General features: G+C 73.1%; 12 protein-coding genes. 3 read left to right on the forward strand and 9 right to left on the reverse strand.

Features of this window, described 5'->3' with window-relative positions:
* Nucleotides 1–16 precede the first annotated feature (16 nt).
* The 5 genes from ACZ3X1_RS14260 to fabF all read right to left on the reverse strand — a co-directional run bounded on the left by ACZ3X1_RS14260 (nucleotide 17) and on the right by fabF (nucleotide 7,579).
* Nucleotides 17–1,525, reverse strand: a complete 1,509-nt coding sequence (locus ACZ3X1_RS14260; RefSeq protein WP_467279840.1) for a class I adenylate-forming enzyme family protein — start codon at nucleotides 1,523–1,525, stop codon at nucleotides 17–19.
* Entirely contained in the window at nucleotides 1,522–2,550 is a 1,029-nt protein-coding gene (gene speB / locus ACZ3X1_RS14265; protein WP_356812461.1) for an agmatinase, read from the reverse strand. The genes ACZ3X1_RS14260 and speB overlap by 4 nt, the downstream gene beginning before the upstream one ends.
* 1 nt (nucleotide 2,551) lies before the next feature.
* The gene (gene fabI / locus ACZ3X1_RS14270; protein ID WP_467279843.1) at nucleotides 2,552–3,322 is read right to left on the reverse strand and encodes an enoyl-ACP reductase FabI; all 771 of its coding nucleotides are present in this window, start codon (nucleotides 3,320–3,322) and stop codon (nucleotides 2,552–2,554) included.
* Nucleotides 3,323–3,638: 316 nt separating this feature from the next.
* Nucleotides 3,639–6,263: a class III lanthionine synthetase LanKC gene (lanKC, locus tag ACZ3X1_RS14275; RefSeq protein ID WP_467279845.1), complete on the reverse strand. Its 2,625-nt coding sequence runs from the start codon at nucleotides 6,261–6,263 to the stop codon at nucleotides 3,639–3,641.
* On the reverse strand, nucleotides 6,260–7,579 hold the full coding sequence (gene fabF, locus ACZ3X1_RS14280; RefSeq protein WP_356812457.1) for a beta-ketoacyl-ACP synthase II: 1,320 nt from the start codon (nucleotides 7,577–7,579) through the stop codon (nucleotides 6,260–6,262). Before fabF ends, lanKC begins: the two co-directional genes overlap by 4 nt.
* Before the next feature lie 245 nt (nucleotides 7,580–7,824).
* Between fabF and ACZ3X1_RS14285 the strand changes: the two genes are divergently transcribed.
* The 3 genes from ACZ3X1_RS14285 to ACZ3X1_RS14295 all read left to right on the forward strand — a co-directional run bounded on the left by ACZ3X1_RS14285 (nucleotide 7,825) and on the right by ACZ3X1_RS14295 (nucleotide 10,441).
* Nucleotides 7,825–8,775, forward strand: a complete 951-nt coding sequence (locus tag ACZ3X1_RS14285) for a ribonucleotide-diphosphate reductase subunit beta (RefSeq protein ID WP_356812456.1) — start codon at nucleotides 7,825–7,827, stop codon at nucleotides 8,773–8,775.
* Nucleotides 8,776–8,859: 84 nt separating this feature from the next.
* Entirely contained in the window at nucleotides 8,860–9,105 is a 246-nt protein-coding gene (locus tag ACZ3X1_RS14290; RefSeq protein WP_356812455.1) for an acyl carrier protein, read from the forward strand.
* A gap of 106 nt (nucleotides 9,106–9,211) precedes the next feature.
* The gene (locus ACZ3X1_RS14295) at nucleotides 9,212–10,441 is read left to right on the forward strand and encodes a cytochrome P450 (RefSeq protein ID WP_390075641.1); all 1,230 of its coding nucleotides are present in this window, start codon (nucleotides 9,212–9,214) and stop codon (nucleotides 10,439–10,441) included.
* 67 nt (nucleotides 10,442–10,508) lie between these two features.
* Here the strand turns inward: ACZ3X1_RS14295 and ACZ3X1_RS14300 are convergent, their stop codons facing one another.
* Genes ACZ3X1_RS14300 through ACZ3X1_RS14315 form a run of 4 tightly spaced genes read right to left on the reverse strand, consistent with a single transcriptional unit; the run spans nucleotide 10,509 to nucleotide 15,973 of the window.
* Nucleotides 10,509–12,086: an MFS transporter gene (locus tag ACZ3X1_RS14300; protein WP_467279850.1), complete on the reverse strand. Its 1,578-nt coding sequence runs from the start codon at nucleotides 12,084–12,086 to the stop codon at nucleotides 10,509–10,511.
* Nucleotides 12,083–12,985 (reverse strand): ACP S-malonyltransferase, encoded by a 903-nt coding sequence (locus ACZ3X1_RS14305; RefSeq protein WP_362625248.1) that lies wholly within the window; start codon nucleotides 12,983–12,985, stop codon nucleotides 12,083–12,085. The genes ACZ3X1_RS14300 and ACZ3X1_RS14305 overlap by 4 nt, the downstream gene beginning before the upstream one ends.
* A 25-nt stretch (nucleotides 12,986–13,010) precedes the next feature.
* Nucleotides 13,011–14,735, reverse strand: a complete 1,725-nt coding sequence (locus ACZ3X1_RS14310) for a thiamine pyrophosphate-binding protein (RefSeq protein ID WP_467279852.1) — start codon at nucleotides 14,733–14,735, stop codon at nucleotides 13,011–13,013.
* Nucleotides 14,732–15,973, reverse strand: a complete 1,242-nt coding sequence (locus tag ACZ3X1_RS14315; RefSeq protein ID WP_356812449.1) for an aldehyde dehydrogenase family protein — start codon at nucleotides 15,971–15,973, stop codon at nucleotides 14,732–14,734. Before ACZ3X1_RS14315 ends, ACZ3X1_RS14310 begins: the two co-directional genes overlap by 4 nt.
* Nucleotides 15,974–15,995: the final 22 nt, after the last annotated feature.

The following is a 15,995-nucleotide window of genomic DNA, read 5'->3' on the forward strand; positions in this document are numbered from 1 at the left end:
CAGGGGTGCGGGCGGATCAGGCGGCTTCCACACCGACCATCTTCCGCAGGGCCGCCGTGTCGGTCTTCCCGTTGGCGCTCAGCGGAAAGCGGTCGACGACGTGGACGGCGTTGGGCTGTTCGTACTCCGCCAGATGCGGGGCCATCCGCCGGCGCCACTGGGCCGGCGAGCCCCCCTCGGGGTCGGCCACGACGAAGTGCAGGGCGCAGCCGCGCCGCAGGTCCTCCACCGCCAGCGCCTTGACCTGCCGGCCGCACGCCTCGGCCTTGCGCTCCAGGCTCTCCGGGTAGAGCGTGAAGCCCGACCGGTGCACGGCCTGGTTGCGCCCCACCACGTACAGATGGCCCTCGGGGTCGAGGTGCCCGAGGTCGGCCGTGCGGTACCAGGAGCCCTGGGGCACGGGGGCGAGGGTGCCGTCGTCGAGCAGGTGGCCCTCCATCAGCCCGGGCGAGAGCACCTCGATCTCGCCGAGCTCGCCGGGGGCGGCCGGCCCGCCGTCCGGGCGCACGACCCGTACCTCGATGCCCGGCAGCGGCCTGCCGCAGCCGATGGGCACGTCGGGGGTGGCCAGCGCGACGTTCCCGAGCTCGGTGAGTCCGTACCCGTCGAGGAGGGGCCGGCCCAGGGCCGCCGGGAAGGCCGCCGCGAGCGGCGCGGGCAGCGGGGCGCCGCCGACGCCCCAGACGCGTACGCGGCTCAGCGCGGCGCGCAGCTCGGGGCGGCGGCGCACGACGCCGAGCAGGGAGTGGTAGGTGGACGGGGCGGCGTCCACGGCCGTGACCCCGTGCCCGGCGGCCTGGGCGAGGGCCACGTCGAGCCGCTGGTAGGGCGTGACGGCCAGCGTGCAGCCGGCCAGCCACCACAGCAGCACCACGGACAGCCCGTACTGGTGGGAGAAGGGCAGCAGCGGGGCGAGCACGTCGTCCGCGCGGTACCCCATGGCCGCGATGGTGCGCAGGGTGTTGTCGTGGAGCGCGCGCCCGGACTTCACGATTCCCTTGGGCGGGCCGGTCGTTCCCGAGGACCACAGCACCACGGCGTCGGCGCGGGCGAACCACGCGGACAGGTCGACTTCGCCGTCGAGCGGGGCGTGGCCCGCGCCCAGGCCGGGATAGGCCAGCACGCGCTCGCCGGGGAGGTCGTCGGCGGCCGCTTCACGGGTCAGCAGCCATCGCGCCCGCGCCCGGCGGGCCGCGAACCGTCCGTCCGCCGCCGACTGGCGGTGGTCCACCGGCACCAGCGAGGCGTCCAGGTGCATCAGGGCGAGCAGGGCCACGACGTAGTCGACGCAGTTGTCGCCCTTGACCAGGACCCGGTCGCCCGGTCCGACGCCGCGCCCGCGCAGCTCCCCCGCGGCGGCGAGCACCCGGCGGGTGAGCGCGGCCCCGGTGAGCGTGCCGGCCGCGTCGGCGAGTCCGGGTGCGGCGGCGGGGGCGCCGGCCGGCAGGGCCGGGGGTGCCGTCCGTACCGCCTGTGCCGCCTGTGCCGCCTGTGCCGTAGGTTCCTCGGTCCTCGTCACGGTCACCGGTGTGCTCCTTCTTGCGTTTCCCGTTCCAGCAGCGGGGTGCGCGGATCCCACCGCGTGCCCAGGGCCCGGTCGCGGCGCCGCCGGGCGATGCCGGTCAGTGCCTCCAGGACGACGCGGTTGCCCAGGTAGGCGGTGATGTCGGCGTGGTCGTAGGGGGGCGCCACCTCGACGACCTCGACGCCGACCACGGGAAGCTCGTAGGCGATCCGGCGCACCGCGTCCAGCAGCTCACGGGAGGTCAGACCGCCCGGTTCCGGAGTGCCGGTGCCCGGCGCCTGGCCGGGGTCCACCACGTCCACGTCGACCGACAGGAACACCCCGTCGCAGTCGTCCATGGCGACGGCGAAGGCCTCGGTGAGACAGGCCGGCAGGCCGCGCGAGGTGATCTCGGACATCTCGTAGGAGCGCATGCCCTCGCCCGCCATCCAGCGCAGGGTGTCCGGGCCGGGCCAGTAGCCGCGCAGCCCGATCTGGAGGAAGCGGTCGCCGCGCACCGCGCCCGACTCGATGAGCTGGCGCATCGGCTTGCCGTGGCCGTACAGCGGGCCGTCCTCCACCTCGCCGGTGTCGGCGTGGGCGTCGAAGTGCAGCATCGCGATGCGTCCGAAGCCGTGGTGGCGGGCCAGCCCGCGCATGTCGGGGAGCGCGATCGTGTGGTCGCCGCCGAGCACGACGGGGATCGCCCCGAGCGCGGCCGTCATCCGCACCGCCTGCTCGATGCTCCGGATGCTCTGCTCGATGTCGCCGGAGTAGCAGGGGACGTCGCCGGCGTCGTACACCTTCAGTTCCGTGAGCGGGTCCACGCCCATGGCCAGGCTGCGGCGGGCGCCGTTCTGCGGCAGGTAACAGGCCTGGCGCATCGCGGACGGACCGAAGCGGGCGCCGGGCCGGTGCGAGGTGCCGCCGTCGAAGGGGGCGCCGAGGATGACCACGTCGGCGTCCTGGGGCGGGTCGGACAGGTCGAGCCGCGGAACGCCGAGGAAGGTGATGTCGGGCCCGTGGGCCGATCCCAGGTGGTGCACGTCAGCTCCCGATCATGTGGTGGCCGCCGTCCGCGTGGACGATCTCTCCCGTGGTGGCGGGAAGCCAGTTCGACAGCAGTGCCAGGCAGGTACGGGCGACGGGGGTCGCGTCGGCGGAGTCCCAGCCGAGGGGGGCGCGCGTCGCCCACCCGGTCTCGAAGGCCGGTCCGTCGCCGCCGATGCCACGCGCGGCCAGGGTGCGCAGGGGGCCGGCCGCGACCAGGTTGACCCTGATGCCGTCGGGGCCGAGCTCGCGGGCGAGGTAGCGGCTGCACGCCTCCAGTCCCGCCTTGGCCACGCCCATCCAGTCGTAGCCGGGCCAGGCCCGGGAGGCGTCGAAGTCCACGCCCACGACGGACGCGCCGGGGCGGAGCAGGGGCCGGCAGGCCACCACGAGGGCCTGGAGCGAGTAGGTGGAGGTGTGCAGGGCGGCGGAGACCTGCGGCCACCCGGCGGTCATGAAGCCGCCGTCGAGGCATTCGGCCGGGGCGTGCGCGATCGAGTGGAGCACGCCGTCGACGCCGTCGAGGTGCTCACCGACGCGGTCCGCGAGCGTGGCCAGCTGGTCGGGCGCGGTGACGTCGAGATCCACGACCGGGGGTTCGTGGGGCAGCCGGCGGGCGAGCCGCCGCACCAGCGAGGCGCGTCCGTACGCGGTCAGGACGATGTGCGCGCCCTCCTGCTGGGCGAGGCGTGCCACCGCGTAGGCGATCGAACTCTCGAAGATCACACCGGTGATGACGAGTCTCTTGCCGTCGAGCAGGCCGCTCATACGGGTCTCTCCCTCAGGGTCCTTCGGGGCGCCGGTGCGACTCGGCGCGCAGAACGCGCAGAGCGCGCGGAACACGTGGAAAACATGGAAACCGTGGAAACCGTGGAAATGGACGAGCTCCGGGGCCCGCCCGGAAGGGCGGGCACCGGAGCTGCTCAGCTCGTTCAGCAGTGGTTGCTGGCGGTGCTGGCGACGCGCGTGGTCTCCTCGGCGGGGACCTCAAGGCCCTGCAGGTCGAGAACGATCGACATGATGTTTCCTCCTCTCCGATGTATCGGGGTCAGTGGACAACCGGTCGGCTGATGCCGTCCGGAGCTCAGGGGGCGTGGTGGTCCACGCCGGTGGGGCGGTCCGTGCGCGGCGCCAGGAAGGGCAGGAAGTCCCGCCGTCCGTCGAGTGCCGCGGTGAGGGCCAGCAGGATGCCGGGGCTGCCGGTGGCCAGGTCCATCGAGAGCCTGCGCAGCTGCTCGCCGGGGAAGGCGAGGTGGCCGCGGTAGGACAGCGCGTGCCAGTGGAGTCGCGACAGGTGCCGCGCCACGGCCGTCCCGGGTGCCGTTCCCGCGCTGCGGGTGCGCAGCGAGGCGAGCGTCGCCAGCAGGCCGGCCCGGCCGCCGAACAGGTGCGGCTCGACGGTGAACTCGGGCTCGGCCGCCCGCACCAGGAGCGGCAGTGCCCGCTCCAGCCGGGCGTCCCGGCGGTGGGCGAGGACCTGGTCCGCGACCAGTGCGATGCCCGCGCTGCCCACTTCCAGGTACGGCAGCGAACGGAATCCGCCGTCGACCTGGAGCGAGCCGTCCTCGGCCGGCGCACACAGGTCGAGGTCGTGGTGGAGTGCCCGGACCGCCAGGTCGAGGTGGGCCGTGTCCGCCGTGTCCTCGTACAGCCGCAGGAAGAACAGGGCGGGCCCGGACCAGCCGCGCAGCAGCCCGGCCCGGCTGCCCCGGCCGGGGCCGGCCGTGATGCCCGGGGCGGTGCCCAGGGCGATCGCGTCGGCCATCCGGTCGGCCAGGCCCAGGGCGCGGCGGAAGTGGTCGCCTCCGCCCGTGCGGGCGGCGGCCTCCAGCAGGTCGAGGCCGATGCCGGCGGTGCCGCGCTGCAGGCTCAGGTCGCGCAGCGGCCCGATGGCCTGCGCACTTCGTGCCAGCAGTCGCTCGGCCGCGTCCAGGTGGCCGAACTCCCGCAGGACGTGGGCGACTCCGTGCGCCCCGTCGTAGAGGCCCGGCCGCGACGGCGGCCGCCGGTCGGCGGCCTTGATCAGCCACTCCTCGTGCTCGGGGAAGCGCCCCGCGCCCGAGGTGTGCAGCGCCCACAGGACGCCCGCCGCACCGTGGGCGAGGCCCAGTCCGTCGGTGAGGAACTGCCGTACGTCGCCGGGGAAGAGCCGGTCGCCGCGCTCGGGGGTGGCCGAGAGCAGGACGGCTTCCGCCAGGGACTTCCGTACGGCAGCCCAGTCCGGCCGCGTCTCGTCGAGCTCCACGCTCAGCGCCTCGCGGAGCACGGGCGGCACCCGGTCGCGTGCCTGCTCGCCGGGGGCCAGTTCACGGCGTACGGCGTCCAGGCTGCCGGCGGGCAGGGCGAACCGCTTCTCGGCGATGTCCGCCTGCCGCACGCCGCGTCCCGGGTCGAGCTCGTTCAGCCCGGTGAGCGGGAACAGCAGCCACAGGCGCAGGGCGGCCAGGGCGTGCCGGTCGATGTCGAAGCCGGTGCGTCCGGCTCCGGCGAATCCGGGGTGGCCGAGGCCGAGCCGGTCCGCCTCCTCGACGGGGACGGCGAGTTCGAAGTCCACCAGTGCGACGCGGTCCTCGTCGTCGATGAGGATGTTCGCCGGGTGCAGGTCGCCGAAGATCATGCCGCGGGCGTGCACCTGGGCCACGAGCCGCTCGATGCGGTCGGCCACGGCCTGCGCCCGGTGGGCGTAGGCGGTGAGGTCGTCGTCGGTCGGTCCGGCCTTGGTCATTGGGTAGTGCCGGGCCAGCCAGCCCTGCAGGGTGTCGCCCTCCAGGTGCTCCACGGCGAGGAAGTGGTGCTCCCACACGACGCGGTGCTCGTACAGGGCCGGGATGCCGGGGATGCCGGCGAGGTGTTCCATGGCCCGGCGCTCCCGCGCCAGACGGGTCACCGCGTCCCTGCCGCGGCCGTCGAGGCCCGCGTGGGGGCGGCCCTCCTTGAGGACGACCTGCCGCCCTTCGGCGTCCTTCGCCAGGTAGACGCCACCGCCGTTGGAGAAGTGCAGGGCGCGCTCGACCCGGTAGGGGAAGTCCGAGGCGGAGCCGCTCGCCTCGCGGGCCGCGAGCTGCTCGGCCAGGAAGGAGGGCAGCTGGATCCACTCGGGCACCTCGAACACGGGACGGCGCCGGTCGGGGACCAGGGTGCCGTCGGGGCGTTCGATCGCCGCGACGGGAGAGCCGTCCTCGTCGGTGCACCACCGGGCGACGAAGCCGCCGTAGCGCACGTGCAGCGGCCCGGCGTTCCAGCGCAGGTCGGTGAGGATGTAGGGGCCCGCCTCACCGTCGAGGAGGCCGCCCAGCTCTTCCAGGGCGCGGCGCAGCTGGTGCTCGTCGCTCGGGTAGATCGTCACCAGCTTGCCGCTGGAGGAGCGCGGGGCGTACTTGAGGCTGTGGGTGGTCAGCACGTCGACGCTGCGCAGGAACTTGAACGGCAGTCCCTCGCGGGTGCAGTAGTCCCAGGCGGCGTCCACGATGCGCCGGGCGTTGTCCGGCAGCCCGGAGATGTGGATCTTCCAGCCCTGCTGCGGCATGACGTGGCCGACCGGCGTGTGCACGATCCACACGTCCATCTCGCGGCGCTCGAAGCCCTCGTGGGCCGGGGCGCCGGTCTGGGTGAACCAGGAGGTGTCGTCCTCGTTGTGGCGGCCGGCGATGTCGTAGAAGACGCGGCTGGCCTGGCAGTACTCCTCGGGCTGCGGCCTCGTGCTGGTCATCGCTCTCCTCCCTGGGGCTCCGGCATCGACGGGGACTGCGACGGCGGCCGGGACTGGCCGGAGGGGGCCCGGAGCACGAGCACGGCGTTGTGCCCGCCGAATCCGAACGAGTTGCTGAGGACGGTGCGCACGGCGTGGGGACGCGCGGTGTGGGGCACGTAGTCCAGCTCCGTGTCCTCGGGGTCGTCGCAGTTCACGGTCGGCGGCACGATCCCGTCGCGGATCGTGTGGACCGCGGCGATCAGCTCGACCGCACCCGCGGCGCCGATCATGTGGCCGGTCATCGACTTGAGCGAGCTGATGGGGACGCGCAGGGCGTGGCGCCCGAACACGGCGCGGATCGAGGCGCTCTCGATGCGGTCGTTGAGCTGGGTGCCGGTGCCGTGGGCGGAGATGTGGTCGATGTCCTCGGGCCGCACTCCCGCGTCGTCCAGGGCATCGGTCATGGCCTGCCGGGCGGCGAGGCCCTCGGGGTGGGGATGGGTCGAGTGGTAGGCGTCGGTGGTCGCGCCGTAGCCCGCCAGTTCGGCCAGTACGGTGGCGCCGCGGCGGTGGGCGTGCTCGGCGGATTCCAGGACGACGATGCCCGCGCCGGCGCCCATGACGAACCCGTCCCGGGCCCGGTCGAAGGGACGGCTGGCACGGCCGGGGTCGTCGTCGCGGCGGGAGAGCGCACCGGCGTTGGCGGCGGCGGCGAGGTCGAGCGGGTTGACCGCGTCGTCGGCCCCGCCGGCGATGACGACGTCCGCGTAGCCGTGGCGGATCATGCGCATCGCGTCACCGATGCAGGTGGCGCCGGTCGCGCAGGCGGTGGCGGTTGCGCCGGAGGGGCCCCGTGCGCCGAGCCGGAAGGCGATCTCGCCCGCCGCGCTGTCCAGCGAACCGCTGGAGGCGAGGTACGGGGTCATCCGGCGCCGCCCGTGGTCGCGCAGATCGTGGATGGCCGACTGCATGAGCTGGCCCGGGCCGTAGCCGGAGCCCACCAGGACGGCGGTCCGGACGGCGAGTTCCCCGTCGACCTCCAGCCCGGCCTGCCGCACCGCCTGGAGGGCGGCGGCGAGGGCGAACTGGGCGTACCGGTCGAGTCGGCGGCCCTGCTTGTTGGGCATGTACGGCTTCGGATCGAAGTCCACGACCTCGCCGGCGAACCGGGTCGGAAGGGTGTCCCCGTCATAACGGGTGATGGTGCGGATCCCGCTGCGCCCGGCGGTGGCCGCGGCCCAGAACTCCTCGGTGGTGCAACCGATGGGGGAGACGACGCCGCTGCCGGTGATCACCACGCGGCGTTCCAGGGCACGAGCCCGTGTCTGCGTCATGTCCGCCTCCCTCCCTGATTGCCGTGAGCTTCAACCACCCTTCTGCGGGGGCCTGTTGGGCGGCCCGCCGGGGCGATGACCAAACATTGACACACTCTCGACTCGCGAGTCAAGAAACATGACTGAGCGAATCTCAGGGACTCCACCCCGGCCACTCATCCGCGTTGACGATGCGCCATGCATGCTGTTCACTGTCGAATTCATGGATAGTCATGAACTTGACTCAAGAGTCATGGAGAGTTGATATGCCGCGCTGGAGCACACTGTTGCTCGACGACGCCTCGCTCGGCGAGATGCCGAAGCTCCCTCTGCAGGACGTCCTTCGGCACGCCGACCTCGTCACCGAACAGCAGCCACAGCCACAGGCTCTCTACGAGCGCTGGGAGAAGCAGCAGTGGTCGGCCCAGGCCATCGAACTCGGCCCGGACCGCGAGGACTTCGACAAGCGGCTCCCGAAGGCCGCGCGCAGGATGATCGAGGAGTCCATCGCCACCTTCATCATCGGCGAGTACACCGGTCTCGACCTCCTGGGGCCGATCCTCACCGGAGCCCCCGAGGAGCGCGACCACCTCTACCTCGGTACGCAGATCGCCGACGAGACCCGCCACACGCAGCTGATGCTGCGCCTCGGCGAAGAGCTCCTCGGCCTGGACCCCGACCCCAAGCGGATGCTGGTGCAGGCGTGGAACATGGTCACGCCGGCCCACCAGGAACTCAGCCGCGTCGAGACCGAGATCATCCGGGAGCTGCAGCAGCACCCCTCGGACTACCGTCGCTGGCTGCGCGCGGTGGCTCTCTTCCACCTGATCACCGAGGGCGTCCTGGCCCTCGTCGGCCAGCGGGCCATCGTGAACTCCCTGCACGGCATCCCGCTGCTCGCCGGACTGAAGGCCGGCTTCACGGCGATGTGCCGCGACGAGTCCCGGCACGTCAGCTTCGGCCTGCACGCGCTGCGCCAGGGCGTGCAGGAGGGCTACGGCGACGACATCCGCGAGATCATCGAGCTCGCCGCGCCGATCGCCCTCAACATCGAGGAGGGCGGCGAGGCGGACTCGGCCCCGCAGGGGCTCACCATGAAGCAGCTCGGCATCGAGAGCCTGTACCGCCAACTGCGGCTCATCGGCATCGAGAAGAAGTTCGCCGACCACGTCGTCGACCTCTCCGCGCCGAAGCCGGCCGCCGAAGAGGACCGCTGAGCCGCCACCGCGCGCCGTCCACCGCCGCCCCGCGCTCCCCAGCCCTCACCGCCACATCCACACACCCCAAGAGAGGTAACCGCCATGACGCGTGAAGAAATCATCTCCGGCCTCGCCGAGATCCTGAACGAGGTCGCCGACGTGGAGCCGGCCGACGTGACCGAGGAGAAGTCCTTCATCGACGACCTCGACGTCGACTCCCTGGCGATGGTCGAGGTCATCGTCGCCGCCGAGGAGCGCTTCGGGGTGAGCCTGCCCGAGGAGGAGCTGAAGGAGCTCCGGCTGGTCTGCGACATCGTCATCCGGATCGAGAAGCAGCTGGCCGGCTGACTGCCCGTTCCTCCCGCCGCTGCTTCGGCCCGCCCCGACCCGGGCCGGAGCGGCGCATCCACCCACTTCCGGACTCGCCCGTACGAGCCCGGGGCCAGGAGGCACCATGAGCGACGACCGGGTCCAGGTACGCCGCGCCCTTCGCGCCCTGTTCAGCCCGCTCGGCTGCCCCGACCCCTACCCCCTCTACGCGGTGCTCCGCGAGCGGGCCCCCGTGGCCCGGCTGCCCGACGGGACCGTGGTCGTCACCCGCTACGCCGACTGCGACCGGGTGCTGCGCGATCCCCTCTTCCGGGTCGAGGACGACGAATGGATCGCCCGCACGTGGCCCGAGGGCCCCGAGCACCTGGCCGTCCACTCCCTCATGGGCGAGATGGTCAATCAGAACTCGCCCCACCACGAGCGGCTGCGGCGCCTGGTCAGCCGCGCCTTCACCCCGCGCCGCGTGGAGGGACTGCGGCCGGCGGTGGAACGGCTGACCGACGCCCTGCTGGAAGACCTCGCCGGACACGCCTCCACGGGCCCGGTCGACCTGATGGAACGGCTCGCCCTGCCGCTGCCCATCACCGTCATCGGGGAACTGCTCGGCATTCCCGAGGAGGACCGGGCCTGGTTCGGCCCGCGGGTACGGGACATCACCTCCGCCATCGAGCACAACCTCCTCGGCCCCGACCTGGAGCGCGCCGACGCGGCGACCGCCGAACTGTGGGACCGCCTGGGCGCGCTGGTGGCCGAGCGGCAGGCCGATCCGCGCGAGGACATGGTGAGCACGCTCATCGCGGTCCGCGACGCGGACGGCGACCGGCTCACCCACCGCGAACTGCTCGCCAACCTGGTCCTGCTGTACTCCGCGGGCTACGAGACGACGAGCAACCTCATCGGCAACGGCACGGCCACCCTCCTCGACCACCCCGGGCTCCTCGCCCGCCTGCGCGGTGAGCCGGACAACGTCGCCGCCTGGGTCGACGAGATGCTGCGCTTCACCCCGCCCATCCAGATCGCCTCGCGCTGGACCGGCGAGGACACCGAACTGAACGGCGTACGCATCGAGAAGGGGACCCAGGTCGTGGCCCTGCTCGCCGGGGCGAACCGCGACCCCGAGCGGTACGAGTCACCCGACACCTTCCTGCCGGGCCGGCCGGTGTCCGGCTCGCTCAGCTTCGGCGCGGGCGCGCACTACTGCCTGGGCGCCGCCCTCGCCAGGCTGGAGGCCCAGGTCGTCTTCCCCCGGCTGCTGGCCCGCTTCCCGCACATCGCCCGCGCCGGAACGGCGCTGGCCCGTACGCGCGTCACCTCGCTGCGCGGCTACGACCGGCTCCCGCTGGAGCTGAAGTGAGCCCGGACGGCCGCCGGCCCGGGGCGGCAAGCCCCGGGCCGACCACACGCGACGCCGTCCGGCGAAACTACGACTTCGCCTTCTTCTCCCGCGGCCAGATGGTGTAGGACCACGACCAGAGGGTGTCGATCACCCAGATGGTCAGCCAGATCCGGCCCAGCCAGACCAGCGGTCCGCGCTGGTCGTCGGGCACGCTGCCGTCCGTGATCTGCCATACGAGCCAACTGGAGTCCAGGGCCCACAGGACCAGCTGCCCCAGCGCGAACGCGGCCGTGTGGATGTACCAGTCCCGGCGCTCCTTGCGGGCGTGCTCCTTCGGCCCCAGGGCGGGCTCCGCCGAAGGCTGCGCCGGTTCCGGCTTACTCGTGTCCATGTCTTCTCCGTCCTCTGTCATGTGTACTGTCTCCGGCCCGGCCCCGGCCCCTGCTCCGGCCGGAGCCGCTGTCCCGGCCTTGTTCTCCTCCGGCGGCAGGCGCAGGACGCGGACCGCGAACGGCACCACGACCGCCCCCACCGCGGAGGTGGCGGCTGCCGCCGCGCAGGCGGCGACCCAGCCGAGTTCCTCGTAGAGCACCCCCATCACCAGCGGGCCGACCACCACACCGGCCAGGCGCGCGGTCTCGTAGAGGCCCATGCCCCGGCCGATCCGGCCTCCGGACGCGGCGGCCACCGTCGCCTGCTCCACGGGGATCTGCGCCGCGAAACAGGCGGCGGCCACGGTCCAGAACGCGGCGATCGCGAGCGGTGTGGAGACGACCGCCAGCCCGGCGGCGAACAGCGCGCCCGCCGCGAACGACGCGACCATGGTCGGGGTCCGGCCCAGCCGGCCGGTGAGGTGGTGGGCGTGCTCCGGGAGCAGCACGAACACCACGAAGCCGGGGGCGAAGACCAGCGCGATCGCGTTGGGCGACAGCCCCAGGTCCCCCTGCAGCCGCAGCAGCAACAGCATCCACAGCCCGGCCTCGGCGGCGGCCGTCACCGCGGACACCACCATCAGCGGCAGCAGCCGGCGCTCCGCCGTCCCGCGCCCCAGCGGCCCCTCCGCCTCCAGGGCCTCCGCGCCCGGTCGGGCCGGCGCTCTGCCCGGCCCGCGCAGCAGCAGGGCCATGGCCAGCACGCAGGCGGCGGCGCCCAGCCAGAACAGCACCGGGTAGCCGGTCCGTTCCAGCAGGGAGAACGCCACCAGGTATCCGACGAAAGCACCTTGGCCCTCCGCGGAGAGCAGCTTCCCGTAGGCGGCGGTGCCGTCGCCGTCCCGTGCCTCCTGCCCGGTCCAGGCCCGCAGGGCGACCCAGAACAGCGCGCCGCCCGCGCCGCCCAGTCCCGCGGCGGCGAAGGCCACCGGGAGGGAGTCGGCGAGCGCGTACCCCGCGAACGACAGGGCGTACAGGCCCGCGCCGGCCGCGGCCACCCGCCGCTGGTCGAAGCGGTCGGCCAGTTCCCCGGCCAGGGGGCGCACGATCAGCGACAGCACCGCCTCGAAGGCGATGAGGGCGCCCACCACGGACGCTCCGGCCTGCAACGTCGACCCGGCCCACAGCGGCAGCAGGAAGTCGAGCACCTCGGCCGGGGCGCTCGCGAACAGCGCCGCCGACAGGACCCGGCGCCCTGCCGGGTCCGTCGCCGTCTTCGTCCCGGCGCTCACGCTTCGAGCGCCGTCTTCGGGGTGATCACCCGGGTGGGGATGGACTTGTTGGTGATCCGCGCGAACATGTTGCGCGGGCCCGGGATCCACACCTCGTCGACCGCCGCCGCGTGCAGGCCCCGCAGGATGGTCTGCCAGTGCACGGGGGTGGTCCAGCCGTCCAGCAGGTCCTGCTTGATCTCCTCGGGGTCGGTCAGGAGCCGCCCGTCGACGTCGGACAGGACCGGTATCGCCGGGGCGTTCCACGGCACGGTGCCGTAGACCTCGTCGTGCAGGCGCTCGCGCAGCCCGGAGACGGCGGAGCAGTGCTCGGCGCGGTTCATCGTGTAGAAGGGGAAACCCCCCTCCTCGCGGACCCGCTGCTCGAAACGCTCCAGGGAGCGCAGCGACGCGGACACCGCGTGGACCTCCTCGTCCAGGACCACCGACAGCTCGATCCACTCACCGCGTGCGCGTGTCTCCTCGACCAGCCGTTGCACCGTGTCGTGCGGCAGCCGGTAGAAGAAGTGGCAGCCCATCGGCTCCTTCAGCGAGTCGAAGTAGTCCGTCTCGACGGCTACGCTGCGCCGGATCAGCTCCAGCGCGTCCGGGTAGGTCAGGGCACCGGCCCAGACGGCGGCCATGAAGGCGCCGAAGCTCTGCCCGCCGCAGACGGCGGGCCGGCCGCCGTGGCGGTCCTGCGCGCAGTCGGCGAGGGCGAGGGTGAGTGCCATGAACCCCGTCTCGAACACCTCCCACTCGTAGATCGACGCCTCGCGGTAGGCGTCGGCGAGGGAGTAGCCCAACACCTCGTCCGCCTCGGCGAACCTGCGTCTGGCGTGGTCGTTCGTGGTGACGAACTCGCTGATCGCGTCGAATCGGGTGGGAATGAGCCCGGGGAAGAAGAGCGCTACGGCCATTGCCTCATCCTTGTCTCGCAGTCGTTCATTCGTCCTCACGCAGCGGGAAGTCGCCGTTCGCCCCGGAGGTTCCCGGAGGGCTGTCGGCGAGGGACACCCCCACCTCGACCACCCCTGCTGTGTTGTTCTCCTCGCAGTACTGCCACGCCTTGAGGAGGACGCCGTGGAGATCGCCGGGGTTGTCGAGGCGCCAGTATCCGAGTCCGTACGCGTGGGCCAGGCCCTCGGATCCGGTCGGGCGGTCGGCGGTGAAGGCGAACCGCGAGCCGGTGCCCGACACCCGGTCCAGGTTGGTCTGGAGCCACCCGTAGCCGCCGTTGTCGAGGACCACGTACAGCACGGCCACGCCCGCGTCGGCGACGGTGGGCAGTTCGGAGCGGAAGAGGTTGAAGGCGCCGTCGCCGACCACGGCCACCACGGGCCGTCCCGGCTCGGCCAGGGCGACGCCCACGGCAGCCGCGGCGCCGAAGCCGAGCGGGGTCTGTTCGCTGGGCACGACGGACCCGCCGAGGGCCCCGCAGCTCCAGTGGGGGTAGAAGTACGACCACATGTCCTGCAGGCCGTTCTCCTGGACGAGGACGCGGGTCTCGGGAACGGCGTCGGCGAGGGCGGACAGCACGCGCGCCACCGGCACGCCCGCGGCCGGCCCGGCGGCGTCGGCCGCCGCGTCCGCGGCGGCCGCCCGCTCGGCCGCGCGTACGGCGTGGGCCTCCCGTACGGCACGGACCCGTCCGGTCCAGGCGGTGTCGGCCGCATGGCCGTCCAGCAGCCGCGACCAGGCCTCGACGGTCCGTCCGACATCACCCAGCACACCGGTGCCCGGCCTTCCGGTGACGAGGCTCTCCTCTCCCGTCACCACCTGGATCACCGGGAGCCCGGCGGCGTCCGGCCAGCCGAAGGTCGCCGTCTCCTCCAGCCGGCTGCCGAGCGCGATCACCAGGTCGGTCTCGCGCCACAGCCGGTCGGCGGGGGCCACGGTGTAGAGGCCCGACACTCCGCAGAAGAGCGGGTGGTCCTCGTCGACCGTGCCCCGGCCGGAGGCGGTGGTGAAGATTCCGGCGCCGAGCCGCTCGGCGAAGGCCTCCAACAGGCGGCCGGAGTTGCGGTGGCGGGCGCCGCCGCCGACCAGCAGCAGGGGCCGCCGGGCCGCGGCGACGGCGTCGGCGGTGGTCCGCAGGACGTCGGGGTCCGGGGTCTGCCGCTGCGGGGCTGCCTGCCGCCACGGGCCGACGCGGGTGACCGGTTCCCCGGCCGCCTGCTCCGCGATCTCGACGTACACGGGGCCGGGCGTGCCGTTGACGGCGATGGTGACCGCCTTCTCCAGTACGCCCGCCAGCCGGTCGGCGTGGTCCACCCGCGCCGCCCACTTGACGTACGGCCGCACCGCGGCGAGCTGGTCGAGCTCCTGGAAGGCCCCCGTACCCAGCCGGTCCAGGGCGGTCCCCCCGGCGATGAGGACGACGGGCGCGGCGGCGGAGGCCGCCTCCAGCACCCCCGTGAGGGTGTTGGTCAGGGCGGGGCCCTTGCCCACCGCGCAGATGCCGGGCCGCCCTGAGGCGAGGGCGTAACCGGTCGCCATGAACAGGGCGTTGCGCTGGTCGCGGCAGAGGACGAACCGGGTGTCGGTGCCCTCCAGGGCGGCCAGGAGGTCCATGTCGTCGCCGGGCAGGCCGAAGACAGCGCCGGTGCCGAGGTGGTGCAGATGGTCGGCGACGGCGTGCCAAGCGCTGGAATAGGTGCGGTCGTTCATCGGCCGGCCGCCGGGAGGTGCTCGGCGACTGCCTTGGAGACGAGGACCGGCTCGGTCCACATCTGCGTGCCGTCGGTGATGTAGTTGGCCATCCGCCCGTATCCGCCGAAGGGCGCGTTGCCGTCGTCGATGGACAGCAGGGTGGTGTCGACGGTGACGGTGGTGCGCCGGCGCAGGGCGTCGGCCAGGGCGGGTGCGTCGCCGTACACGCTGGATCCGAGGGCCCGTTCGGTGAACACCGCGGTGGTGAGGGTGGCCGCCAGGACCTCCGGGTCCCGGTAGCCGACGACGTTGAAGACAGGCGCGAAGAACTCCGGCACCGGGGTGCGCGGGGTCACCTCCTCGCCGACGACGACGGTGGGCTCCATCCGCCGCTCGCGGAAGTCGACATGACCGCCGTGGACGATGTTGCGGCGGTTGCGGGCCAGGAACTGGGCGGCCTCCTCCAGCGCGCCGTCGTAGAAGACGGGCCCGTAGTCGGCGTCCGGATCGGTGTAGGGCCCGTAGCGCAGGGCCTTGAGCTCGGTGACGAGAAGGTCGAGGAACTCGTCGAGCAGGTCCTCCTGGACGCAGAACAGGTCCGGGCCCAGGCAGTCCTGGCCGGCGTTGTGCATCCGGATCTCCACGGCGTCCCGAGCCGCCCTGGCGAGGTCGGCGCCCGGGGCGACGACGAAGGGGTTGACCCCGGAGCCGAGGAACAGGAACAGCTGGCCCGGGGACAGTTGGGGCCTGATCTGCTCGGCGTTGCGGTAGGCGCCGGTGAAGACGACGACGTCGGCCGGCCGGACGTGCTCACGCAGGAATTCGCGCTGGCTGGCATTGGTCAGTTCGATCGGCAGCCCGTGGTGCGCGGCGAGCAGCCGGTGCAGCCTGCCCATCTGGTCCTTGACCTGACTGGAGGGGCGGAAGACCAGCCGGTCCGCGTAGAGGGCGGGCACCAGCAGGTACAGGGCGTACGAGTACAGGACGACGTTGGACGGCATGTAGACCGCCAGTCGCGGGACCCGGCCCGGCCGGTACGTCTCGAACTCGGCGAGCGCGCCGTCGAGCGTGGCGATGGTCGCCTCGATCTCGTATCCGGCGGCGCGGTGCGTGGAGATCTCGCAGAGCAGGTCGTGGACGGCGCCGGGGTCGCCGGCCAGGAAGTCCCGGACGGCTCGGAGTGCCTCCAGGCGTCCGGGGTCGGGGACCTGCACCGGCTCGTCGAGAGCGGTCGGCCAGGCGGGAGCGGAGCTCATGTATCCCTCCTCGGGGCGGAGT

Source organism: Streptomyces sp. NPDC023541, assembly GCF_055559995.1.